This window comes from Paenibacillus anseongensis (assembly GCF_009757995.1).
In the GTDB taxonomy this organism is placed as follows: domain Bacteria; phylum Bacillota; class Bacilli; order Paenibacillales; family NBRC-103111; genus Paenibacillus_E; species Paenibacillus_E chondroitinus.
Window position 1 is genome coordinate 63,673 of the sequence record NZ_WSEM01000037.1, and the last position, 25,145, is coordinate 88,817.

A 25,145-nucleotide genomic window follows, 5' to 3' on the forward strand; every position below is an offset into this window, starting at 1 on the left:
CATTATTCGAACAACTTAGGTCTTGCTAATTGAAGCGGTACGCGAAGTTCACTGTCATATTGGTTGAAAATGAATGCTTTTACTTTGTATTCCTGTCCTACGACGTTAAAATACTGCTTAAATGTCAACTTGTTTTGCTTGATCGGAATGGCATTCATGAGAATCGGTTTGTCGCCTTCCAGTAATTCAAACACGATATACGCATCACTGCTATAATTAGCCAGCGGTTCCAGCGTCACATCGAGCTGCAATTGCTCTCCTCTTTTGAGTTCACCCGTGATTTTATACGTATCTTCAACGAAATTCGTGGTGAACGGCAGATTCGATGCTAGAGACAAACCTGCTGCTAAGCCTGATGTGGCGTTCGCTTTGATGCGTACCTGTACGGCACCTGCAGGATAATCGTTATCTCCGACCGGTTGTGGATTAGCCGTTACAGGCAGCCAATTAGCTCCGCCGTCAACGGAATATTCATAATCAGCTGTGTTCGCATAACCAGGAACATTCGTCCAACCGAACGTGTTGCGTCCATCATTAACCACAGGTGCAGTTGGTGCCGCTAAAGCTGTGTTCACTGTGCTTGCAACGGAGTTGTCCCTTTTATCAACGGCTTTCACTGCAAATTTGTATGATTGCCCCGGCTGTGTACCCGTTACAACATACTGATAATTTGCTTGGTCTTTGACAGCCGGCACGTAGGTACTCCAGTTCATACCTAATTTCCCGTCTATCTCGTAAATTCTAAAACCTCTGACTGCATCTTCCTCAGGGTTAGCAACTTGAGGTGCCATCCACGTCAGAAGCTCCTTGCCATCCGCCGTCTTGCTCGCCGCCAATTGTGCAACAGGAGCTGGCTTCGCGTCGTTTCTAACAATCGTATACGTATCAAAAGGCTGCTCCTGACCAGACTTATACGAATCAATCGTAAAGCTGTTCTCCGTCATACGGATCCCCGAATAAATCGGTTGATACGGCTGCTCGTAGACCGCAGCATAATAGCGATCAACGCCATTTTGGAGATCATAATATTTCGTACCGGCTGAGTTATTGATCATATACAGAGTACCGTCCGGATTGAGCGCATTCCCATTCTGATCTTTCTGCACATTCGTAACCGGTGCGTTGTTGTACATTTGATAAGATCTCATGAACGTGTGGTCATGTCCTTGCAAAACCACGTCGATACCAAGCTCATCAAACACAGGATAAAGCATCTGTCTCATACTCAAAATATCAGAATCAAGCGCATGGTTCCCGAGTGAATAAATGGCCTTATGGAAAGCCACGACCTTCCACTTCCGATCCGTCTCGGCTACTTCTTTTTTCAACCATTCCACTTGCTGTCTAAAAGATTCTTTCTGGCGGTCATCCCAACCAATATCCATCGTGTTCAGCACCATAATGTGGGCATCGCCATAGTCATAGGAGTACACGCTGCCTGGTGGCAGAGGATTTTGAATGGAATCATTCGGATAATTAAAATGATAATAATAATTGTCGTTATAAGGCCCTTCGTGATTACCGACCGCAGCCATGATTGGCAGCTTCAAAAACATGCTTTGCGGTTTTCCAAAATAATCAAGCCACTGGGACTCCAGAGAACCGGCATCCACTTCATCACCTGTCATCACCATAAACTTGGAGTTCGGGTAATGATCAAGACCTTGCTTCATCGTGTCTGCAAAAACTTCATAGTCATGTGAATTCGAACCCTGTGAATCCGTCATGTACAGGAATTCATAATCATTTTCAATCAGTGATTCCGTTGTAAAGCTGCCGGTTTCGCTCCAGTTGCCGTCGCTTCCCACCCGGTACTTATAGGCAGTTCCTGGCGTTAACCCCACTGCCAACGCTTTATGGCTAATAAACGCGCCATTCGTCGAACTCGTAATTTTGAGATTTAAAATTTTGGTTTCTTCCGGCTTTCCAGTGAAACGTTTCACATCTGATGAGCCAAAATCTTTATCAGCCGGTACAACCTCAACAATACTATCCGCTATGTTAGCCGGTGCATTATCCGGTTTTTCATAGCTTGTATACCAAGCGAACGAGCGGTTCGTTTTGGGACTTCCATTGAAAGACATCGCAATGGCAATCGGGGAGTAATCAACCACATCATTCACAGGAATGTACATGAAACTCCCAACAACCGTGCCATCTGCAAATTGCAAATTGGCTTGTCCATCATACGAAATTTTAACAACCTGATTAGGTTTAACTTTCGTTACCAAATTTAGCTTAAGCATGGATGGGGTGCTGCCTAATTCAACGCTAGGAACCTGAATGGGCTGATCGTCAGCCGTAAACGTCAGGTGCGCTCCTAGATTTGCTGGCAAGTTATTCATATCCGAGGACATTGTCAGATAAGCGCCAGAGCCATCTTTCAGAATGTTTCCTGCGATAGGCCCCGTGTAGTTTTGAGGTAAGTAGAAGACATTGCTCGGCACGATAATCTTGGCCATATTTGGCGTCGACCAACGCAGATACAAATTGGAACCGCCTGTATCTTCAAAGTATTCAATTTTGAAATTGTATTTTTTTCCACCTTCCAAGGAGACGACATTGCCCGTTTGCTCCTTGTCCCAGTCATTCACCCAGTGATCAATCACAATCTTATCATCGACCCATAAGCGAAATCCGTTGTCACCCATCATGTAAAATGTGTAATCTCCCGATTGGGGTGGCATAATTTGCCCAGTCCAGCGAACATTGGCATGGTCCTGTTGCCCCGTCCACGATTGCAGTATGGGATCCAGATTCGTGAAATTAATCTGAGGATCAACGGTTGTTGCTTTGTAAGCTCCAAAGCTAAAATCGCTGTTTCCTAAGTAATATTCACCAAGCAAACCCTGATTGCTGCCAGATGCAAGCGGAGTAACTACAGGAACAAGCGGTTTGGTTTCTACAAATCCAAAAGCCTGGAATTCATAAATATTAGCTGAATATTCACCCGTTGTTAGATCAGCACTGCCAGGGTCTGTAATGTTCAGTTTAAAATACCTAGCTGTAACCGGTGAGCTCAAATTATGGGTCGTTAGGCCGTATGTATTATTTGTAACCGATACGACAGGACTCCAGTGCACATCATCTTCACTGGTTTCAATCGTATAGTCCCGGGTATTGTAGATGTCAGGTGCTCCGCTGTAACCGGCATGTGCAATTACAAATTGATGTACAGTAGCTTCTGCACCCGCATCAACTTTCAGCCAATAAGGATTCTCCTGACTAGGCGGATTCGTATCCCCCTTGTAAACCCAGTTGCTGGTCGGATTACCGTCAATCGCATGTGCTGGGGCTGCTTGGTCTGACACATACCCATTTGCGGATACAGTAACTCCTGCTGTGGCAAAGACGTTCGTGGCATCTGGCTGTGCATAGGCTGGCTGCGCAGGAGCAATCCCTGCTGCAAACAACGAGGTCGCAATCATGACGGCTGCAAGCACACGAGATGTCAACGTGATACTCTTTTTCACTAGTTTCCCTCCTAAATAAAATTGGTTTTTTCCTAACGGTACTATACGGTCAATTAATCTTATATTCAATCGTTTTTGGGTTATTTAACCATGTAGTTATTGTAAAAGCGATAATGCTTGATCCGGCACTTTTGCTTTATTTTTCCTGAAAGCGTTAAGCATTTTAACTTCATTTTGTTAAAAAATGGCGTAAAATGGATGATACATTTTGCGTGAAATGTGCATTTTGTTTTCAATAAAACGCTATCAACTCAGCAGTGATGGGACTTCTTCTTTTCCACCTTTTGCATGCTCCTTTGGGAAAAATATCGCCCCATTTTTGGCGTAAATGAAATGTAAATGTGTTTTTTCTCGATTAAATGAAGGGGCTTTCAGGGGAGATGCGCCCTCTTGAACGTTACATAAGATGTAACTAATTTCCGCCTCGTCTTCCAAGGAGATTCGAAAATTCTATTAAGGGAACTGGAGGCCTCTATTATGGAGGAAATCGGCCTTTTTCCTAACAGAGGGGAACTACAGGGTCTTATATTGCCTCCATGACCCGCACCGCGGTTCTAATTGGCAAAATAGTGGACCGTAGTTCCCCTCACACCTGAAACCGTAACTTTTCAGCGAAATAGCGCCCTACAGTTCCCTCAAAGCTGCCGCATGAGCCTTTGGCCCCTCTTTCGTGAACACTACAAAAAGCCTAACGGCAAACCTCCGTCAGGCTTTCGTCCTAGCTACTTTACCTATCCTTCAACTTCCGCTCACCTAATTCACCACACAGCTAATCCCCCGGTCGCAAAAAAGCTATCCCACAGCCATATAAAAACAGCTGAGAAATAGCTCATAAATCCTTATTTAATGCTTGTCAATTGCGACGAGCCGTTCGCTCAATGGCATCAACGATTATATTGTACAATTGGTGCGGCAGGTCGTGTCCCATGCCCTCAACCAACAACAGCTCAGCGCCCGGGATGGCAGAAGCTGTGTCTTTGCCACAAGCCGGGACAAACAGGGGATCATCCACCCCATGAATGACAAGTGCTGGTACTTTTATGGTCGCCAGCCGCGGACGACGGTCACCGGAGACAGCGATCGCAGCAATTTGTCGTCCGACACTGCCCGGATCGTAGGCTCGCTGGACTTCCTCCAGAATAAGTGCTTGATAAGCGTCTTCTTCAAACGGGTAGCCTGTGCCGGCGATGCGTTTGGCAAAAGCGAGACTGTGCGCCAAAAATCCTGCTTCATTCTCAAAAGGGTTCGGCGCCGGTGTAGTCATCATCGCCATGACATCCGGGGATGTTTGTGGAAGAGTGGGATTCCCGGAACTGGACATAATGGAGGTGAGTGATAAAACTCGTTCAGGGTACTCACTGGCTGCAATCTGGGCGATCATTCCGCCCATCGACCTGCCAACGAGATGTGCCCGGTCAATGGAAAGGGCGTCGAGCAGTCCGATAACGTCGCCTGCCATGTCATCGAGCGTGTAAGGGATGTCGGGTCGCCGTCCTGACATGAGAGCAGTCGCCAGTGCTTCAAAATCCAGCGCCGGATAATGGCTAAAGTGTGTCGAACAACCTACGTCGCGATTGTCAAAGCGGATTACGCGGAAGCCCCGCGCTGCTAATGTCTGACAAAACGGAACCGTCCATCGGATCATCTGCGTTCCAAGCCCGGCAATTAGGATAATGGCCTCGTCATTTTCGTTACCGAAACTGTCATAGGCCAAATCAATGCCATTTATTTTTAGAGTGTTCATAATCATGTTCTCCTTCAATTTAATCAGGTATCGGAAGATCTGCCATAGGCAGAAGGCGTGAATCTTCGATCGCTGCAGTTCGATGCCCGATACCGGCCTGATAGTCTTGATGACTTGAAAAAGCAAGAAACGACTGCGCGCTGCTCTGGCGGATTAGCATTACAAGATCCCATCTTTCGTCTTCGGGTCCGATCAGAAACTCTCCACCATCGCCAAGAAACAAGATTTCACCTCCGCTTTCACGGAGAAATGGAAGGGTATGCTCAATATAGCGTTGGAAAGCTTCGGCACCGCTGATTGGGTCCTTCGGTGTTAGTTCAGGATTAGCTGTGTAATCGGCAACATCACGAAACCGCAGCAGGTTCAGCATGACGATGCTGCCCTCAATGCCTCGTTGTATGAACCTCATGCCAGCGCGTTGTGATGGCTCGATGTAACGTATAGATTTAAACTCTGTCATAGTGTCTCCTTTCTCAGTCATGAATTCCCTTCAGGGAATGCATTAGCAGCTAATTTTTTGACATGGTTTCTAATATCAGTTTCCCAGTCATTGATGAAATGGTAAAAACGATCCAAATCACTAGCATACAATGCCCGAAGAGCTTCTTCGTATTGAGGGAAGTCCCCGGCCATAGCTGTCATAAAATTATAAGTTGCTTCTTGCGACTCTCGGACATTGCTCTGTTCAACTCCAGCGCGGCGAGCCTCATCAATGAGTTTTCGTAAGGTTACCGACGCCCCACCAGGTTGGCTCTTGAGCCATTCCCAATGCCTTGGTAATAACGTAACCTCACCGGATATAACGCCCAACTTGGGTCGACCGACCCGTCCTGTAGGTTGGTGATCTTCTTCCTTACTGGGTAAGTTACCAAACTGTTCTCCCAATCGTTTGAGCACATCATCTGTCGTGCCACGAAAATCGACATCTAATGGCTTCCCCGTGGAATCGTTAAATAAAAGCAACTGTGTGAGGTCTCTGTCATCCAGAGTTTCCTTCACTGTAGTAACAACGTGCTCTATCAACCCATTGGCGATGACTCTCACACCCAAAAATGCCGTGCAGTACAAGCTCGTTAGGATAATACTCATGTTGACCTCCTCTTTGATTACCTCACCAATTATACCCGGGTAAAATTAAAAGGTCAATATTACCCGGGTATAATTAATTTTATCGTTCCCTCTTTCGTGAGCAATACAAATAGCCTAACGGGAAAAATCCGTCAGGCTCTCGTCCTAACTACTTTACCAACCCTTCAACTTTCACTCACCTAACTCATCACACAGCCAATCCCCGTCTCTATACAAGCCCTTCCCGTCACCTCACCAGACGCAAAAAAGCTACCCCCCAGCCATAAAAACAGCTGAGGGATAGCCTCATAAATACTTATTTAGCGAAAAGCTTTTCTGCCGCATCAAGCGCCATTTTGTTTCCAATGGCTGAGTAATCCAGCCAAGGCTGATCAGCAATCGGGTAAATGTGACCCGCTTTGACCGCTTTAAGCCCTTTCCAAATCGGATTAGATGACAGCTGTTCAAAGAGTTTCTTTGCCCCATCTTCATTGTTCACAATAACAAAAATCGCGTCGGCATCATAGTCAGGAAGAACTTCCTGTGAAATCGTTTCATACGCTTTGTTAATTTTCTCCACACCATTTGCCGGCTTTAATCCTAAATCTGTGAACAGAATCGGACCCAGCGGACGTTTCATCCCCATAACACGCAGCTCTTTCGCTGTTACACGAATCGCCATCACTTTCCCGTCGCCGATTTTAGCGTTAATAAGCCCTTTTACATTCGCAGCCTGTTTCTCGTAATCTTTAATGTAAGTTTCCGCTTGCTGCTCACGGTTCACAAGTTTACCGATTTTCTTCAAATGGTCGCGCCATGTGCCTTCATCCAAGTTAAACATTTCTGTTTTTGCGATTTTTTCATACTTCGCGACATCCTTGCCTGAGAACGCCTCATCCAAATAGATGACTTCAGGCTTCAAGGATAATAAAGCTTCCATGTCGGGCTCAGCTACAACGCCAAGCTTCTTGGTGTTCTGCAAACGGTCTGCGACGTGCGGCAGAAAGGCCTTAAGATCGCCACCCATAACGGAACCTACAGGCGTAATGCCTAGCGCAAGCAAGTCATTCGTTAAATGAATGGACAGCGACGCAATACGCGGTTCTTTCTCTACTGGCTTCGTTGTACTCGCCGCAGCAGCAGCCGATGCAGAAGGTGCGGTGGATGCGGCGGACGCTGCTTCTTTAGGTGCAGCAGATTGACCGCATGCAGTCAGGACGAATAAGGAACTGATCATACTCAGGACGACCATATTTTTCTTTTTCACGATAAAAACCCCTTTTTTATTTACGTTTTCGTTGTTTCGTGATTCGTTATTTCGTTCTCGCCAGCAAAAATAAAAAGTACGGAGCTCCAACAGCAGCTACAACAATACCTGCCGGGATTGCATTAGGCTGAAAGATAGAGCGCCCAATCGTATCGGAGGCCACCAGAATAACGAGTCCTACCAAACCCGCAATCGGCAGTACATATTGGTACATCGGTCCTACCAATCGACGAGCCAGATGCGGCGCCACCAAGCCAAGAAAGCCAATACCGCCGGTCATTGCCACGCTTGCGCTCGACAAGGCAACTGCCGTCAACAGTAGCAGCAAGCGTTCGCGACTCACGGCAATGCCAAGCCCCGAGGTCGTTTCATCCCCGAGTGAAAAGGAATTCAGAATTTTCCACTTGGTTAATGCGAAAGGAACGAACAGGCCAATCCATGGAAGCAGCGCAATGACATGCACCCAATCTCTCCCCCACACGTTGCCAACCAACCATCTAGCTGTAAAACTATACGTCGCATCATCCAATCGTAGCGACAGAAAGAGCGTCACAGCGCTAAAACCTGCTGCAACGGCAATACCAACAAGGATCAACCGTATGGGCACAATTCCTTTGTACCGGTCATAGGCCAAAGCCATAATCAAAATTGCGGTTATGACACCCCCGGCAAAAGCGAAAATCGGGATGAGCAAGGTCGGAGTTCCTTTCATGGAGTGAAAGAAACTAACGAATACAATGAGTCCTAATGCAGCACCCGAATGAAGTCCCAGAATACCCGGATCGGCTAGACCATTACGGGTTATCCCCTGCAAGAGAGCGCCGGATACGCCAAGACCGATACCCGCCAGCATCGTAATAAGAATCCGAGGCAAGCGGTACTCGAATAAGACGAGCTGATTATCCGCGCTCCCATATCCTAGAAAAGTTTGCCAAACTTCCAGGGGCGAAAGCCGAATCGAGCCTGTATTCAGACTGATTAAGATGACAGCCAAGCTTATGAGGAGCAAACAAATGCCGACCAAAATACTCTTGTTTTTGCGTGGAATGGGACGTTGCGATCTCACGACAAACTCCTCCTTTCTTTCCTGGCCAAATACAGAAAGAAGGGTACGCCTACCAAAGCAATCATTAAGGAGATGGCCAATTCTTTGGGCGGATGAACCATCCGAGCGGCTAAATCAGCTACTACCATCAAAATCGCTCCAAGCAAAGACGAAAGTGGAATGATAAAACGATAGTCCACACCAACGAGCTTTCTGGCGATGTGCGGAATAACCAGACCTACGAAGCCAATGGAACCTACCGCTGAAACCCCCACACCGGCAAGGATAATCGCCAGAACAATACCTAGTAAGCGGATTCTGTTCGTTTTGACTCCCAAACCAGCAGAAACATCTTCTCCCAGCGATATCAGCGAAACGGATCGGCTTATCGCTACAGCTCCTGCAATCGCCAAAAGAATAATAGGCACAAGCAGTTTGACATGCTGCCATTTCACTCCTGCAACGCCACCGGCATACCAAAAGGCTAGATCCTGACTAAGGTCATAATAGATCGCCACTCCCGTACTTAGAGAATGCAGCAAAGCCGCTACCACGGAGCCTGCAATTGTTAAACGCAGTGGAGTTAGACCGCCTGGCGTGGATGATCCCAGCAAGAAAATGAAACCGGTGCTGAGCGCTGCCCCCACAAATGAAACCGCCATGAGGCTCGAATACGGCAGATTCGGAAAAAATGCAAAGCTTAGAGCAACCATAAAGGCTGAACCGGCATTGATGCCCAGAATACCGGAATCCGCCAAAGGATTGCGCGTTATTCCTTGCATCAACGCACCTGCTACTGCAAAGCCGGCACCGATAACCGCCGCACCGAGAACGCGGGGCAAACGCAATTCGTGAATAATCTGATGGGTAGTTAGCTCGGGATTATACTGAAATACGGCTGCCCATACCGTCCGTAGGGTCAAATCCTTAGCCCCGAACGAAATTGCTGTAAACATGATGATGAATAAGGCGATTATAGCCATGGCACAAATCAATCCATATGTAATTCGTTTCATGCTTGAAAGACCCAACTTCCTGGACGTGATCCCTATCTCTCATTAATATTGATAATCATTATCAATAAATTCATTATAGGAATCTCCTCTGTATTCGTCCATGACATATTTATAGATTTTATCCTTGGATTATTTTCATATTGACAGGTGAACTCGTTAACGAAGAATCGCTTAGCAAGGATACCGCTCTCTCCAAAAGCTGCTGTATCGCTTGCGGCGCATAAACCATCCATTCATCCCACTGGAGCATGAAATAGCGCCCCTGCCTAATCGCCGGATGACGCAGCCAAACAGGATCCGTCATAATTTGCTGTGTAAGTTTAGCCGATGCTTGCTTCGTGGCATTCAAGAAGATGACATAATCGGACTCATATTGGGTCATATCCTCTGGTGTTACGTTAATCCAATTGAAGTTCGTACCTTCTCGATGTTGATTAAGTTCGTTCGCAATAAGACTAGGAGGAGACAACTGTAAAGCTCGATAGAAAATATGTCCGACATTTCTGGCACCGTACAATCTCATCTCCGTGTTCATCAAGCGGCATATCGCCACCGTCGGACTTCCAAACTTCTTGTTCACTTGTTTCTTGGCCTGATCAGCTTTGTAGGCATGACGCTCCATCCACTCTTTGGCTAACTGCTGGCGACCGACAAGTTCGGCTATTGCTTCCAAATGATCAAAGACATCCTGTGATGCCCAAGGAACAGAAATGATAGGAGCAATATCCCCAATATGTTCTCTGGCTTTCAAAACAACATTATCTTTACAGAGAATCAAACCCGGCTGCGCTTCAAGGAAAGTTTTTCTGCCTATTTCCCAAGAATCTGCAGCATGTAGCGGTAAAGTTAGCGAAATCGATTCCGTCGGCAAATAGGATTTGCGGTGAAATTGGGCTGCACTTGGAACAATCCCTAAAGTCATTAAGTGATCTGTATATGGGTACGACAGCGAAATAATGCTGCTTAACGGCTCATTCGCATACTGTGTGGGCGCATATCCGGAATTCTCTTTGAACCGGCGGCTAAAATAAAACTCATCGCGATAACCTACGCGTCCGCTCAAATCTCGTATCTGCGGGGCAGAGACAAGCAGAATTTCCTTCGCTTTGTTCATGCGTATTTGCGTGAGAAATTCGATCGGAGATTTATTCATTTTTTGCTTAAAACGCTGCGAATAATAGGCCGGGTGCATCCCAGCGATCTCCGCAAGCTTATCTAGATTGATGTCGGTATGGTAAGCATCCTGCATGTATTGAATCGTTAGCTGCAGCGATGCATCAGCATCTTTCGGTGTCGTAATTGAAGCCGGCTGATCCTTCAGAATCAACTCCACCAAAGCATACAAATACTGCTGCCGCAAGTGCTCCCTTACGCTGGAAGTCCCATAGGCGGAGGCAAGCAGCTGCATTTTACGCTGAAAAAGAAGTAAATCCGTCTGCAGATTCCCCTGTACGGGAAAATGAAGCTCCCTGTCATAAACTTTACGGGATTGTGTATTTTCCTTTATTCGAAACAGATCGAATTCCAGTTGATAAATCATACTATTCGCATTGCCTGACAAGTTCAGCCCTTGGACACTCATGCCAGGCAGAAGCAAGATGAGCGCTTTGCCATGGATCGGAATTTCATTCTGATTAATATGTAGCTGACCTCTCACCTTCACAAAAAATAGCAAAGTGTGATGAGCAACCTCCTCTGTCGTTCGCTTCCACTCGGCTATATCCGTTATAACATCAAGCTTGACCAGCTCAAGCAATGTCCCTTCTAAATACACATCGTGGTCCGTATCACGATTCACTCCGAATCCCTCCCGCGCAAGTGATAACCATTCTCACAATAATATACCACAAAAAGTGTTGCTTCGCTGATGTATAAAACTTCCTTGGAGACCATGTAACAATGCGTACAAGCTTTCGTACAATGAAAACCGCATTCGTAGTCACAACGCGCCATTTTAACAGTAGAAATTCCAGTTACTCCGCTTACGTACAGCAATAAAGGTAAGCAAAACCTACCCCAAAACAAATAAAAACCGTCAGAGGAATATCCTCATGACGGTTATAACTTAGCGGATCGTATTAGCCAACCCGCTTGCGTTTAAACAATAAGTACAGGAAAAACGGGGCTCCGATCCCCGCCGTGAATACCCCTGCCGGTATATCAAGCGGCATAAAGAGCATACGTCCGGCCAAATCCGCCAGCAGCAGCAGGATCGCGCCGGTCAAAGCTGCAACGGGAATGACGAGCGAATACGAGTTGCCCACAAGCCTGCGAGCAATATGAGGAGCCATGAGGCCGAGGAATGAAATCATCCCCGCTACCCCAACAGCTGCACCTGCGAGTGCTACGCTATAGAGCAGCAATATGACCCGGCTAAACTGCAGCCGGCTGCCTAGCCCCAGAGCCGTCGCTTCGCCTAGGGTCTGAATCGTCAGTTCCTTGGCATACAGAAGCGAAAGCGGGATAAAGACGGCAATCCAAGGGAAAATGACCTGCACATACTTCCAACTTGTCCCGTAAATGCTGCCGGTCATCCAATTCAACACTTGAGCCGCCAAATAAGCCGGCCCGCTAATCAGCAGAAACATGGTAAGGGCGCCCATCGCGGCCGAGAGACCAATGCCGATGAGCACCAACCTGTAGGTCGATACCCCTCTTTTCCAAGCAAGCAGGTAATTGATCAGGACCGCGAGAAGCGCTCCCACCATCGCAACAACCGGAACCCAGTGAATGCTGTAGCCAGTGAACAGCGTCATAAAAGCAACTGCCGCAGCCGATGCGCCACCCGTGACGCCCAGAATGTCCGGTGAAGCCAGCGGATTGCGAATGACTCCCTGCAGCAACGTGCCCGATACGGCCAGTGCCGCACCAATCAAGATGGCGGCAAGAATTCTCGGCAGCCGAAAATTCATTAGAATTAGGTCGGAGCTGCCCAAGTTCTGTCCGATCAACGAGAGAAACACTTCCTTCATCGGAATGCCTACACTGCCGATAGAGAGACAAAACATCGAAATCACAATCATCGCGAGAAATAATCCGATGATGATCATAATCGATCTGCTCGAGCGCAATTTAATCATTGGCCTTCCTCCTTGCCGTATGGATCAGAAACGGCACGCCAAGCATCGCCATGGCGATCCCGACGGGGACCTCTTTCGGCATCAAGACGAAGCGCGCAGCCAGATCCGCTGCCACCAGCAGCAAAGCTCCGCTTAAAGCGCAGCATGGCAGCAGCCAGCGGTGATCCTGGCCAATCAGCGTTCGGCACAGGTGCGGAACAATCAGTCCGACGAATGCGATCGGACCCGCCGCCGACACGGCACTTCCGGCGAGCAGAACGACCGCAAGTGACGAAAGCAGCCGTACGAGCGTCACCCGCTGCCCCAGCCCCCGGGCGCTTTCCTCGCCTAGCACCATAATATTGAGCGAGCCGGCCAGCAGAAACGCGAGGCCTAAGCCAATCGCCATATAGGGGGCTACGGACAGTAAATGGTCCAATTTCCTCCCGGAAACGGACCCGATCACCCAGAACAACGCCGCGTCCAGCGACTGCTTGTTAATTAGAATCAAGCCCGACGTGATCGACGTGGCAAACGCCCCCATCGCCGAGCCGGCAAGCGTAAGCTTAACCGGCTCGAACCAGCTGTCGCGCATCGCCATCGCATAGACGCAGACGGAGACGAAAATCGCGCCGGCAAAAGCGATCCAAATCATCGTATTCATCGTAAGAGCTGATCCATAAAGGACCAGCCCGATGACGATGAATAAAGAAGCGCCGGCATTAATGCCGAAGATGGAAGGGGACGCCAGCGGGTTTCGCGTCAACACCTGCATGACGGCGCCTGCTACGGCAAGCGACGCGCCAACTGCAGCTGCGACCAGAACCCGCGGTACCCGGGTAGTTCTAAGAATCAAATGCTCATTTGAACCGTCGAAATGCCTGTAACTCGTCCATAAATCGCCGAGCCGGAATATGTGCTCCCCCAGCAATACGCTCGCTACAGCAAGCACAAGCAATAACACAGCTCCCGCTGTCAATCCCGTCAGCTTTCTCTTGCGCGTGTCAAGTAAAGCGGCTGTATTATTTGACATCGAAGTATTTAATCAATTCGTCGAGCAGCAGGTTCGCTGCTTTATATCCGCCTGCGGAGTTCCAAATTCCCTCATCTACCTGAATCACTTTATTCGTTTTTGTTACGTTCAAGTTTTTGAATAGCGGATCATTTTGCCATTCCTTCACCACATTCGCTGCATCTGTCTTGCCTTTAGCTTCCGTGACAAAGTAGAACAGGACGTCGCCATCCATTTTGGCGATATTTTCTTTATTCAAGACTTCAATGAAGTTTTCCTTATCCTGTGACTCAGGACGTGCGATGCCTAATTGGTTAAGCAATACACCGGCGAATGTTTGTTTCTGATAAATACGCACTTGCGACGCCGAGAAACGGACCAGCGAAACTTTCGTTGCCGCTTTGCTGCCGAGCTTCCCTTTCACTTCCGCTACACGCTTGTCGAAAGCAGCCATCGCTTTCTCGCCTTCGTCCTTTTTATTTACAGCTTCTGAATAGAGCTTGAAATTGACTTTCCAATCTCCAACCAAGTCAGCCGCAAACACCGTAGGAGCGATTTGCTTCAATTGATCGTAGATTTTCTCTTGTCTCACTTTGTTCCCGATAATCAAGTCCGGCTTCAAACTGGCAATCAGCTCAAGATTCGGCTGTAATTCATCGCCAACGACCGTTACATTCTGCATATCGTTTTTGATATGGTCGTACCAAGGTTCACCCAGCCAAGACATAACAGCTCCCACCGGCTTTACACCAACTGCCAGCAGCGCTTCCGTCCCCTCATTGGTCAGGATAACGACACGAGATGGCGTACCTTTGATCGTTGTTTCTCCCATCGCGTGTTTAATGACCCGCGGAGCATCGGCTTCCTTATTAGCTGCTGGAGTTGAAGTGCTGCTAGCGCTTGGAATCGGCGTCACGCTGCTCGTCGCGTTCGGCGATGTCGTTGCCCCCGTTGAGCACGCGCTAAGTAATAATGTGAAACAGATGACGACCATGGCAGTCATCCAAGCTCTTGATTTCTTATACATCTGTGAATCTCCCTCTCCCCTGCTTTGATAATGATTCTCATAACCATTCCTACTATAGCGTCTAAGCCCACCTGCCACAATGGGATATCTCGACAGTAAGAATGGATTATTTCGACGCCATTCCCAAGCATGCAGCTCTTTGAATCTTTTGGGAGAGACACCCTCCTGCTTTTTGAAAATCCGGCTAAAATAGTAACTGTCCGTGTAACCGACACTCTCCGAAATCTCTTTCAACGTTTTGTCCGTATAAACGAGAAGTTCCTTCGCCTTGTTCAACCGCAGCCCAATTAAATACTCGATGGGGCTTGTATCCATTTGATTTTTAAACAAACGCAGCAGTTGTCTAGTCGTGCATTCCAGCGTATCGGCCAACTCTTCCAGTGTCACTGTTTCCTGATAATGTTCCTCCATATAATAAACAGCTTGGCTGACGAGATCGGGAGGGATGACGTCGACCCCTTGTTCGTGCAGCTGCTCGACCAGTTCATACAGCAATTGATAAAATAGCGTCTTCACCTTTAATTTATCGAGAGGGCTGGGCGCCTGCCAAATTTGATGCATATGCTCCAGCTTCTGCATCCAGGAAATCGGAAACTTAGGCGATAAACTATAGCGCAGCTGAAACGGATTCTCACGCTCCATCAGATTGACAAGCTCAAATCGGCTCGGAAGCGGCAAAGTTGCCTTGTACAGGACCATGAAATATTCCAGCGGCTCCACAGCCTCAATGTCCAGGCGAATTCCTTTCCCTACATGCAGAACATGGAATCGTTTCATAAGGCTTTCGACGCCATCTATGTGCAGCTGCCCACTGCCTCCTGTGACATATAGGAAAGCGCTTGTCGGCACACGATACCCGCGCATCACTTCACCAGGCTCAAGCAGCATACGGCGAACGTCCATCACTCGGATGAGAACATGATTCCACAAGACAATATGGTCGCTAATTCTCATTAATCAGTCATTCCTTTCATTCCTATCTATATAAAACTATTTTATCACAATTGAAAATAATTCTCATTATCATTTGAGTGTCCCCAAACGGATCATTAGGGGAACTGGAGTCCCCTATTTCCAGAAAAACGACCTGTTTCCTCTCTGAGCGGAACTACAGGCCCTTATTTGTCCTCGATTACACAGTTTTCAGGTGAGAAATCCGCAAAATAGAGGATCGTAGTTCCCCTCACCTGTGAAAAATGTGCATTAGCGGAGAAATAGCGGACGCTAGTTCCCTGGAATCCCTCCACCACATAAAACAACGAAAAAACCTAGCGAAAATCGCTAGGTCCTTCTGTCCTTTGCCAACGTGTTATTTCACCAAATTCTCATATTCGCCCTTCGTCAAGCCAAACAGGCATTCATCAAAGTGCTGCCCCTTCGTGAAAATCATATTCCGCAGCCTGCCTTCCTGGACGAACCCAAGCCGCTCATGCAGCGCCACGGAGCCCTCATTAAAGGCATACACATGCGCCGTAACTTTCTGATAGCGCAGCTCTTCGAAATAATACCGCAGCAGTATCTTTATCGCATCCGAAGCGTATCCCCTACGCCAATGTTCGCGAAAAATGGCTACGCCATATTTGAAAGTGCCATGCCGCCGATCGCAGCTGCTAGTGCTCATGCTCCCAACCAGCTCACCATCCAATGTTTCTATGGCGAGCATGACGTTGTCGCTGACCGGAACATTCGCTGCCTGATTCGCTGCCCAAGCTTTGGTCCCTTCTTCCGATCTGGGAAAATAGATGACGTCGCAGTGCCTCGCACCTTCCGAATCCAAATCATTCAGATGGAATTTCTCCCAATCCGAAGCTAGAACGGGGCGTAACCGGACTTTTTTACCTGACCACATATAGTTTTGCATCAGCCACTCCGTCTTCTATTAATATTTGCGTGTAGTAACATCCCGTTTAGCCGTTTCCTGAGAGAAAATACTTTCGGCTGTAATGATATTCACCGGAATTTCCTTGCCTGTGGCAAGATCCTTAGCCGCTTTAATAATTTGTGGCCCCAGCAAAGGGTTGCACTCCACGGACATGTTCAGCTTCCCGGCAAGCATAGCTTGAAAGGCAAGCTTCGTTGCGTCCACGGAAATGACAATGATGTCTTTGCCTGGCTTCAAGCCCATCTGTTCAATCGCTTTAATCGCGCCAAGTGCCATATCATCATTGTGTGCAAAAACAACTTGCGGTATCGCTCCCTGTTGAAGCACTTTACTCATTAACTGCTGGCCGCTTTCCGTCGTAAAATCCCCGACTTCGGAAGCGATCACACGAAAACCGGCATTCTGAGTGAGCACCTCTTCAAAGCCTTGTCTACGCTCAATGGCCGGTGCGGACCCTGCAGTTCCTTGGAGTTCTACAATTTGAGTTTCCCCGGACACAGGCTTGTGCTCCACAAGCCATCTGGCTGCTCGCCGTCCCTCTTCAACAAAGTCCGAACCGATAAACGTCGTCCATAAGGAGTCATCCTCCAGCTTCACCTTGCGATCCGTCAAAATGACCGGTATACCGGCAACCTTGGCTTCCGCCAAGACATCATCCCAGCCGGACTCCACAATCGGCGTGAAGGCAATAACGTCCACCCTTTGCTGAATAAAACTCCGAATAATCTCGATTTGCTTGTCTTGGCTGCCCTCGGCATTTTGCATAATAAGGTCGATGCCGAGATCTTGAGCCGCCGCATTCTTAATAGATTCGGTGTTAGCTGCCCGCCAGCTGCTTTCAGAGCCTACAACCGCTACACCTAACTTCATTTTTTTCGGGTTCACACTCATACGTGAAGCCATCTGTTTCAAACTAGGGTCACTGGCTGCCCCTAGCTCTCTGGTATTTTTTTGCGTAATAACATGGCTTGGCAAAATAATCTTTTTGGGAATAACCTTCTCACGGTTCAGAATATCGAGTGCGTATTGAATCGACTCTCTGCCCCCTGTTGGACTAGTAACCGTCCCGCTAAGAACACCTTGTTTGACTAAATCAAATCCTCCATTTACCGTGTCCAATCCATCAATACCGATAATTTGCACATTGCTCAAACCTAAAGCATCAATCGCGCGATATGCGCCTAACGCCATGGCATCACTATGCGCAAAGACGAGCTTGATTCCGGGAGAACTTGGTAAAATACGCTTCAACTCGTCCTCCGTTCGATCCCGCTGCCAGTCTCCAACAATCACTTTATCCACCTGAATAGATGGTGATTGCGATAAATAATCTCGAAACCCACGGCTCGTTTCTTCAACGGATCTGGAACTGACAGCTCCTTTGATCTCCACAACATCCGCTGGAGAGCCACCCAGTAAATCAGCAGCTAACTTCCCCGATTTTTTGCCAATCGACAGATTATCCGACCCGATAAAAAGCGAATAATCATAGCCGGTAACACCTCGCCCAAGGACAATCACAGGAATGTCCTTATAGACCTCCGTCACGATCGGCGTCAGTTTCTCTGAGTCATTCAGCGAAATAATAAGCAGATCGATGCCGTATTTCATCAGCTTCTGGACATCGTGAACCTGCTTCTCACTATTTTCAGCAGCATCGGTAAAAATAAGCTTAACATTCTTGTGCTTTTCGGCTTCTTTCCGTATTTCATTGTTCATCAGCAGCTGCCGGGGTTCATTCAAGTTCGGTTGGCTAATGCCAATTAAAAAATCAGGTTCATCTTTTACCGCTTTAAGGTGCAAGAGGCTCGCGACGAGCATGACCACAACCAGGCCAATCAAGCTAAAAGTAAGCAGCCAAATGTAACCTTTTTTTGAGGGAACCTTCATCCTAGTAGTCTCCACGCTTTCTATATTCCAGTGGCGAAACGCCTGTCATTTTTTTGAAAGTATGGCTGAAATAATGCTGCGATTGGTAGCCGACTTTTTTCGCAATTTCATACATTTTGGAAGTCGGATCATTCAAATATTGAATGGCTTTTTTGATTCGAATATCAGTAAGACAATCTACAAATGATTTGCCTAAATCTCTTTTTAACAATTTACTCAAGTACGTGGCATTGACGTTCATCTGTTCGGCCACTTCGGACAAAGACAAGTCTTCTTTATAATAGTAGGTTTCCAAATATTTCTTCGTCATCATAACAATAGGCGTCAAAGCGCTTTCACGAATCAATTCCTGATTCATTTCTTCATAATGCTTTGGCACTTGTTCAAGCTGTTCAACAACCGAATGCGTAAGCAGCATGCTGACTCCCAGGTAGGTCATGACTACACGTTCAAACTCTTGATAAATGGCTCGTATACTGTTAAGATCTGAAATTTGTGTAAGTGCAGCTATTCGGCCCTTTTCAGCACTAAAAACCGTAGAGATCGGCAGCTGCGGAAGCATTTCGCTTAAAATATTTTTGATGGCAAATTCAAGCAATGCCGGGTCCCAAATTTTGCTTGGGGCATTCGCTGTCACTTTGCCGAGCGGCTTTAGCAGCAGCATGCTGATTTTCCCGTGGAACTGCGGTTGAAAAAACAACCATTCTTCCTCAAACTGCTCCTTCGTTAACTTCCCAGTAATCCATTTGCTGAAAAATTCTTCCCGCATTGTTTCCGCATTGAACTCCAATTTATGGTTCATCCATTGCGTATGCTTTTGCTCCACTCTATCTTTCATCAGCACTTCGAGCGCTTTGTTGACAGCTGAGCTAAGCTCCGTTTTTTGCACAGGCTTCAGCAAATAATCAAAGGCATTGAGACGAACAGCTTGCTGGGCGTAAGAAAATTCATCATGGCCTGAAATGACGATCACCAGGCAATTCGGATTTTGATCATGCAATTTTTCGATCAATTCAAGACCGTTCATGAAGGGCATATTGATATCCACAAACATCAGATCAGGACAAGCTGAAGCCGCGATTTCCAGCGCTTCTTTGCCGTTTTCAGCCTCCGCAACAACCTCAATGCCCATATCAGCCCATGGAAGCGTTTTACATAAACCGTTTCGAATGCGTGGTTCATCGTCTGCTATCATAAGTTTCCACATATTCGTCACCTCATCCTGTCTTTTTCACTGCTTGCACCATTGGATGCTTGATTTCGACTGTTGTACCTTTGCCAAGAGCACTATAGATCTGAATTCCGTAAGCGGTACCATAAGTGAGCTGAATACGCTCATTTACATTGAACAAGCCGATTCCGTACTGATCTTCCCGCATTTTCTCCCCACGTAAAATTTGATTGATTTCCTCCAGTTTTTCCGGCGGTATGCCAGCTCCATCATCTGTGATTCGAAAGCAAATCAGATCCGACTCCAGCTCAGCGCAAATGCTGATCTTCCCCTTGCCTGTTCTTGCCTTAATGCCATGATAAATCGCGTTTTCAATTAAAGGCTGCAAAATAAGCTTCAGGACCTGATAGCTGTACAAATGTTCCGGAATATCGAATTTAAAATCTAATTTATCCATATAGCGGGACATTTGGATAATCATATAGCTCTCGGCGTGTTTAACCTCATCCCGTACCGGAATCCACTCATTTCCTCGATTCAAGCCAATTCGGAATAGATTCGTAAGCGCACCGATCACTTCAATAATATCGTCGGCTTCATATTCTTGCGCCATCCACTGGATGGTATCCAGCGTGTTATATAGGAAATGCGGTTTGATCTGGGCTTGAAGGACTTGCAGCTCAGCTTCCCGCTTTTTTTTCTGCTCCGCATAAACCACATTAATTAAATTATTAATTTCTTCCAGCATATGATTAAAACTGTTGCCCAGTTGTCCAATCTCATCTTTGGTTTCGGAGACGAAACGTTGATTGAGTTCACCGTTCTTCACATGACTCATCAAACTCATCAGCTTGCGGATGGGACGGATCAATGTGCCGGTAAAATAAGCGGACAACAAAGACGCTAAAACAATCGTTATGAAGGTAACGATTAGTGTGTACAGCTGAATATCCGTGATAACTCTCTGGTAATCGTCATTCGGAATAACCCCAATGAATCTCCACTTATTCGTTGCAGAATCATTGAACAAAATGCGATAATCGTGCCCTTTAATCTGCTGCGTTAAACTTCCTTGAGAACCGTCCGGCAGCCATTTGCTCTGAATGCGGTATACGATATCATTCGTTGGTGCATACACAATATTGCCTTTGTGATCCAGGATGTACATGAATCCAGATTTGCCGAGCTTCACATTTTCAAAGATGGATTTAATCATATCCATTCTTAAATCCATAAGAACGACCCCCAGCACTTCTTCCGTTTGGGGATCCACTACTGCGTGTACGAGCGATAATACATCGTAGGAGCTGTAATTTTGGGACGTAGAAACGTTACGCCCTATCGGATTACTAATGATCATTGTATCATTAGGTGCTTTCAGCGCATCCTGAAACCAGCTTTCTTCAACTAATGAATCGCGTGTAATGCGAAACATATCATGCGATGTAAATGACCCGCTTTTATTAACCAACATAATGCCCATGATTTCTTTGTTGCGCTCTGTGTACATGGTCAATGTCTTATCAATTCGTGCAACTTCATCTTTCGAAGGTTCTTGCCCCTTCATTTGCATAAACTTCTCGACTTCTGGATCCTGGCTTATGTAATGTTGAACATCTTTCAGATGCTCGATATAGTAATCCACATTGCTTTCTACCTGATGAATCATTTGCAGCGTACTTTGATCCGCTTGATTCTCGGAGTAACTGCTGTATGTTCGAATGCCCCAAAAGCTGAGCGTAAGAAGTGAGATAAGAATAATTAAGAGAAAGATGCAGTTTAGCTTAAAACGTATGCTGCGATCGTGCCACCAACGAAGATATGCTCTCACTGCGATCCTCCTCTTAATTGATCTGGTTCTTATAATATCACAACTGAACTACGTTTTGGACGGTACTTTTCGTTTTTTTCGGGTTATGCGGATTCCGCTTTCTTTCCCTTCTCGATACGATGGCCCGCTGCAGGGCGATGAAGGCAAATAAGAGAAAACCGATCACGATTTTCGTCCACCAGGAGCTTAAAGAGCCTTGAAACATAATCATCGTTTGAATAACGCCAGCGCTCAAAACACCAAGCATTGGACCTACGAAATAACCAAATCCGCCTGTTAAAAGGATGCCCCCAATAACACAAGCCGCAATTGCGTCCATCTCGCCTCCCATTAAATGAAGGCCATAACCGGACAGCATGTAGAATGTAAACACGATTCCGCTTAATGCCGAGCAAAATCCGCTAAGCGTATACACCGCTAGTTTGGTTACATACACCGGAAGCCCCATTAATTCCGCAGACTTCTCATTCCCGCCAATTGCATAAACATTTCGGCCAAACGCCGTATATCTTGAAACATAAACAGCTGCAGCTACGGTGACTAACGCGACAACAACCCCGATGGAGATAGACCCATCCCCTGGCAAAGGAATTCTGAAGTTGGAAATGGCGCTGTATATGGGATTATCAATCACAATACTCTCGGGACTGATCAAAAAGCACGTGCCACGTGCCAAAAACATGCCGCCGAGCGTGACAATCCACGGATGAATATGGAAGCGGCAAATCAGATAACCTTGCAATAATCCAAATATAGTGCCCAGCAGCAACACGCTTGGCATAACAACGAATGGATGAATGCCCGCTCTTAGCATAACGGCGGAAAGCACACTGACCAAAGCAATCAACGACGCAACGGAAAGATCGATTCCTCCTGTTACAATGACAAATGCAAGGCCCGTCGCAACAATAATCAGAAACGCGTTATCCACGAACAAATTTAAAAAGACCTGCATGGAGAAAAAGCTGTCAAACATCGCGGAGCCTGTTCCATATAGCGAAATGAACAATAGAATCGTGGCAAGAATGGTGATGTTGGAGGATGTAATTTTAAGCGGCATTTTCATGAACAAGCACCTTCTTTCCCGTTTTTCGGCTAAACGTACGACTGAACATACTTCTTAATACGTCAGATTGGACTAAGCTGACAAGAATAATAACGACGGCTTTGACAACCATAACAGACTCTGATGGCACGCCTAACGTGTAAATGGTCGTCGTTAAGGTTTGGATGAATAGAGCTCCTAACACGGTGCCGCCTAAGTAGAAACGTCCGCCTCGCATGGAGGTGCCGCCGATAACAACGGCCAAGATCGCGTCGAGCTCGAACCATAACCCGGCGTTGTTAGAATCTGCGCCTGTAATATTGGAGCTGACAATAATGCCGGCAAGGGCTGCGCAAAAGCCGCAAATCACATAGACAGACATCATAATGCGTGTAGAATTGATGCCGGCAAATTCACTGGAAACGCGGTTGGAACCAACAGATTCCAGGAATAACCCAAACGCCGTTTTCCGTGTAATGACATGTAAAACAACAAAAACAACGACAGCCAAAATGACGGCAAAAGGCAGTCCGAGCAAATAACCTCCGCCTACAAAGCGGTAAGCTTTATCGGAGATCGTAATGATCTTTCCGCCTGAAATTAGCTGTGCTATGCCTCGACCTACGGTTAACAAGATTAGTGTGGCGATCATCGGCTGGATTTTCAACTTCGCTACGAGCAAACCATTCCAGTACCCGCACAGTACGCCGATTCCCAAGCCTGCCAATAAGGCTAAAGCGAATGGAACATGTTTCTGGAGCAGAAATGCGGCCAAGGAAGCGGCAATCGCCAGCACGGAACCTACCGAGATATCAATCCCTTCTTTGGCAATAACCAGCGTCATGCCGAGCGCAATGATAAGGATCGGTGTTCCTCTATTTAAAATATCAATCAAACTTCCAAATAAGTGCCCGTCTTGTATCCGAATATTGAAAAATCCAGGAGTAAACAGGGCATTAAATAGCAAAATTACCGCGATCCCTAGTGAGGGCCAAAACAATTTGGAGCGAATCACATTATGAAACATGCTCTTTAGCGGCGTCATTTTCATACCCTCCCTCTGCAATCATCTGCATAATTCGTTGTTCACCGATTTCGTTCCCGTTCAACTCACCAATGATCTGGCGATCGCGCAATACCAGGATGCGGTCACAGCAGCCAACCATCTCTTCCCATTCGGATGTGATCATCAAAATGGTCATTCCCTCCGCTGCAAGCGATAAAATTAATTTGCGAATTTCGGCTTTGGAGCCAACGTCAATCCCGCGAGTCGGCTCATCTAAGATGAGGAGCTTCGGTTCTGTCGCTAACCATCTCGCCAATATCGCCTTCTGCTGATTCCCTCCGCTAAGCTGATCAATCCTTTGCTCCATGCTGGAAGCCTTGATGCTTAGCAGCTTCATATAATACTCTGCGATTTCTTGCTGCTTGCGAAGCGATAAATTATGCAAGATTCCGCGTTTGGCTTGCAGCGCGAGCACAATATTTTCCCGAACCGTCAATTCCCCGATGATACCTTCAACCTTACGTTCTTCTGGACAAAACGCTAAACCGTATTCGATCGCTTTCTTAGGAAACATGGTGCGGATCTTCTCATTATCGATCGTCATTGCACCTTCATCCGCCTTATCGATGCCAAAAATCAACTTTGCGATTTCCGTGCGCCCGGATCCGAGCAAACCTGCAAGCCCTAAAACCTCTCCTTTGCGAACCGTTATATCGAATGGCTCCATGGAACCTCGACGTCCTAATTGTTTGGCTGACACCCACACCTCGCCTTTTTTCATTCCGACAATCTTACTTTGCTGTTCTTCATCCGTCCATTCACGGCCAATCATCTTAGAGATCAGGTTGATTCTCGGCAATTCCTCGGTCAAATACTCGCCTACCAGCTCTCCGTTTCTCAGCACTGTAATGCGATCGGATACCTCATACACTTGATCCATGAAGTGCGTAACGAAGACGATCGCCATCCCCTCGTCCTTCAGCTTCCTCATAATTCGGAAGAGTTCCTTAACCTCTTGCTGATCCAGACTGGACGTCGGTTCATCCAGAATAAGCAGACCGGAAGAAATATCGACCGCTCGCGCGATCGCCACCATCTGCTGAATCGCTACGGAGAATTCGGAGAGCGGCTTCGTTACGTCGAGCTGAATGCTCAATCGCTCCAGCAGTTCCTCCGCCTTATGGTTCAAGGCGTGCCAATCGATGCTTCCTCCGCGCTTACGGGGTTGACGGCCGATGAACAAATTCTCCGCAACGGATAAATTCGGACACAGATTCACTTCTTGGTAAACCGTACTGATGCCTAAAGCTTGCGCATCCTTTGGAGATTTGATGTGCACTTGTTGGCCGTTCAAGGTAACGATGCCTTGATCCATCTCATGCACACCTGTCAAAACTTTAATCAAGGTGGATTTCCCTGCGCCATTCTGTCCCATCAAAGCATGAATTTCTCCTCTTTTAAGCTGAAAATCCACATTCGTTAAAGCTTTGACACCAGGGAAAAATTTACTAACGCCAGTCATCGTTAATACGGGTTGCTGCTGCATTCCTCTCCACTCCTTTATTCATTCTTGGATGAACGAAATCAAGAGCTCCGATTGACTCTTGAT

General features: G+C 46.9%; 18 protein-coding genes. All 18 read right to left on the reverse strand.

The window, feature by feature from the left end:
* Window positions 1-2: 2 nt before the first annotated feature.
* Window positions 3-3,473 (reverse strand): PA14 domain-containing protein, encoded by a 3,471-nt coding sequence (locus GON05_RS34560; protein WP_181646058.1) that lies wholly within the window; start codon window positions 3,471-3,473, stop codon window positions 3-5.
* Between the two features lie 853 nt (window positions 3,474-4,326).
* Window positions 4,327-5,223 (reverse strand): alpha/beta fold hydrolase, encoded by an 897-nt coding sequence (locus GON05_RS34565; RefSeq protein WP_309491734.1) that lies wholly within the window; start codon window positions 5,221-5,223, stop codon window positions 4,327-4,329.
* 13 nt (window positions 5,224-5,236) lie between these two features.
* Entirely contained in the window at window positions 5,237-5,677 is a 441-nt protein-coding gene (locus GON05_RS34570; RefSeq protein ID WP_157326063.1) for a DUF1330 domain-containing protein, read from the reverse strand.
* A gap of 17 nt (window positions 5,678-5,694) precedes the next feature.
* Window positions 5,695-6,306 (reverse strand): DUF2239 family protein, encoded by a 612-nt coding sequence (locus tag GON05_RS34575; RefSeq protein WP_157326064.1) that lies wholly within the window; start codon window positions 6,304-6,306, stop codon window positions 5,695-5,697.
* A 295-nt stretch (window positions 6,307-6,601) separates the two neighbouring features.
* Window positions 6,602-7,537, reverse strand: a complete 936-nt coding sequence (locus tag GON05_RS34580; protein WP_157326134.1) for an iron-hydroxamate ABC transporter substrate-binding protein — start codon at window positions 7,535-7,537, stop codon at window positions 6,602-6,604.
* A 61-nt stretch (window positions 7,538-7,598) separates the two neighbouring features.
* The gene (locus GON05_RS34585; RefSeq protein ID WP_181646065.1) at window positions 7,599-8,600 is read right to left on the reverse strand and encodes a FecCD family ABC transporter permease; all 1,002 of its coding nucleotides are present in this window, start codon (window positions 8,598-8,600) and stop codon (window positions 7,599-7,601) included.
* Window positions 8,601-8,614: 14 nt separating this feature from the next.
* Window positions 8,615-9,580, reverse strand: a complete 966-nt coding sequence (locus GON05_RS34590; protein ID WP_157326065.1) for a FecCD family ABC transporter permease — start codon at window positions 9,578-9,580, stop codon at window positions 8,615-8,617.
* A gap of 151 nt (window positions 9,581-9,731) precedes the next feature.
* Window positions 9,732-11,411, reverse strand: coding sequence for a helix-turn-helix domain-containing protein (locus GON05_RS39575; RefSeq protein ID WP_157326066.1), 1,680 nt, complete (start codon window positions 11,409-11,411; stop codon window positions 9,732-9,734).
* Window positions 11,412-11,691: 280 nt separating this feature from the next.
* Window positions 11,692-12,693: a FecCD family ABC transporter permease gene (locus GON05_RS34600; protein ID WP_157326067.1), complete on the reverse strand. Its 1,002-nt coding sequence runs from the start codon at window positions 12,691-12,693 to the stop codon at window positions 11,692-11,694.
* Window positions 12,686-13,705 carry a FecCD family ABC transporter permease gene (locus GON05_RS34605; RefSeq protein ID WP_157326068.1) on the reverse strand — a complete coding sequence of 340 codons (1,020 nt, stop codon included), beginning with the start codon at window positions 13,703-13,705 and terminating at the stop codon, window positions 12,686-12,688. Before GON05_RS34605 ends, GON05_RS34600 begins: the two co-directional genes overlap by 8 nt.
* A complete protein-coding gene (locus tag GON05_RS34610) occupies window positions 13,695-15,665 on the reverse strand; it encodes an ABC transporter substrate-binding protein (protein ID WP_157326069.1) in 1,971 nt (656 codons plus the stop codon). Before GON05_RS34610 ends, GON05_RS34605 begins: the two co-directional genes overlap by 11 nt.
* Before the next feature lie 355 nt (window positions 15,666-16,020).
* Window positions 16,021-16,572: a GNAT family N-acetyltransferase gene (locus GON05_RS34615; protein WP_157326070.1), complete on the reverse strand. Its 552-nt coding sequence runs from the start codon at window positions 16,570-16,572 to the stop codon at window positions 16,021-16,023.
* 18 nt (window positions 16,573-16,590) lie between these two features.
* Window positions 16,591-18,483 carry a substrate-binding domain-containing protein gene (locus tag GON05_RS34620; RefSeq protein ID WP_157326071.1) on the reverse strand — a complete coding sequence of 631 codons (1,893 nt, stop codon included), beginning with the start codon at window positions 18,481-18,483 and terminating at the stop codon, window positions 16,591-16,593.
* Window position 18,484: 1 nt separating this feature from the next.
* Complete coding sequence (locus tag GON05_RS34625; RefSeq protein ID WP_185157268.1) at window positions 18,485-19,678, reverse strand: response regulator transcription factor; 1,194 nt, start codon at window positions 19,676-19,678, stop codon at window positions 18,485-18,487.
* Window positions 19,679-19,700: 22 nt separating this feature from the next.
* Window positions 19,701-21,485: a sensor histidine kinase gene (locus GON05_RS40015; protein ID WP_157326073.1), complete on the reverse strand. Its 1,785-nt coding sequence runs from the start codon at window positions 21,483-21,485 to the stop codon at window positions 19,701-19,703.
* A gap of 37 nt (window positions 21,486-21,522) precedes the next feature.
* A complete protein-coding gene (gene yjfF, locus GON05_RS34635; protein WP_127450416.1) occupies window positions 21,523-22,551 on the reverse strand; it encodes a galactofuranose ABC transporter, permease protein YjfF in 1,029 nt (342 codons plus the stop codon).
* Complete coding sequence (locus tag GON05_RS34640) at window positions 22,535-23,575, reverse strand: ABC transporter permease (RefSeq protein ID WP_246239705.1); 1,041 nt, start codon at window positions 23,573-23,575, stop codon at window positions 22,535-22,537. Before GON05_RS34640 ends, yjfF begins: the two co-directional genes overlap by 17 nt.
* On the reverse strand, window positions 23,547-25,082 hold the full coding sequence (locus GON05_RS34645; RefSeq protein WP_127450418.1) for a sugar ABC transporter ATP-binding protein: 1,536 nt from the start codon (window positions 25,080-25,082) through the stop codon (window positions 23,547-23,549). Before GON05_RS34645 ends, GON05_RS34640 begins: the two co-directional genes overlap by 29 nt.
* Between the last annotated feature and the right edge of the window lie 63 nt (window positions 25,083-25,145).

Bases quoted from the DNA above. Each gene is read 5' to 3' on its own strand.
- GON05_RS34565 (WP_309491734.1), bottom strand. From the start codon at position 5,223: ATGATTATGAACACTCTAAAAATAAATGGCATTGATTTGGCCTATGAC.
- yjfF (WP_127450416.1), bottom strand. From the start codon at position 22,551: ATGAAAATGCCGCTTAAAATTACATCCTCCAACATCACCATTCTTGCC.
- GON05_RS34575 (WP_157326064.1), bottom strand. From the start codon at position 6,306: ATGAGTATTATCCTAACGAGCTTGTACTGCACGGCATTTTTGGGTGTG.
- GON05_RS34625 (WP_185157268.1), bottom strand. From the start codon at position 19,678: ATGATAGCAGACGATGAACCACGCATTCGAAACGGTTTATGTAAAACG.
- GON05_RS34615 (WP_157326070.1), bottom strand. From the start codon at position 16,572: ATGCAAAACTATATGTGGTCAGGTAAAAAAGTCCGGTTACGCCCCGTT.
- GON05_RS34645 (WP_127450418.1), bottom strand. From the start codon at position 25,082: ATGCAGCAGCAACCCGTATTAACGATGACTGGCGTTAGTAAATTTTTC.
- GON05_RS34590 (WP_157326065.1), bottom strand. From the start codon at position 9,580: ATGGCTATAATCGCCTTATTCATCATCATGTTTACAGCAATTTCGTTC.
- GON05_RS34620 (WP_157326071.1), bottom strand. From the start codon at position 18,483: ATGAAGGTTCCCTCAAAAAAAGGTTACATTTGGCTGCTTACTTTTAGC.
- GON05_RS34605 (WP_157326068.1), bottom strand. From the start codon at position 13,705: ATGTCAAATAATACAGCCGCTTTACTTGACACGCGCAAGAGAAAGCTG.
- GON05_RS34570 (WP_157326063.1), bottom strand. From the start codon at position 5,677: ATGACAGAGTTTAAATCTATACGTTACATCGAGCCATCACAACGCGCT.
- GON05_RS34580 (WP_157326134.1), bottom strand. From the start codon at position 7,537: ATGGTCGTCCTGAGTATGATCAGTTCCTTATTCGTCCTGACTGCATGC.
- GON05_RS34600 (WP_157326067.1), bottom strand. From the start codon at position 12,693: ATGATTAAATTGCGCTCGAGCAGATCGATTATGATCATCATCGGATTA.
- GON05_RS34640 (WP_246239705.1), bottom strand. From the start codon at position 23,575: ATGACGCCGCTAAAGAGCATGTTTCATAATGTGATTCGCTCCAAATTG.
- GON05_RS34610 (WP_157326069.1), bottom strand. From the start codon at position 15,665: ATGAGAATTAGCGACCATATTGTCTTGTGGAATCATGTTCTCATCCGA.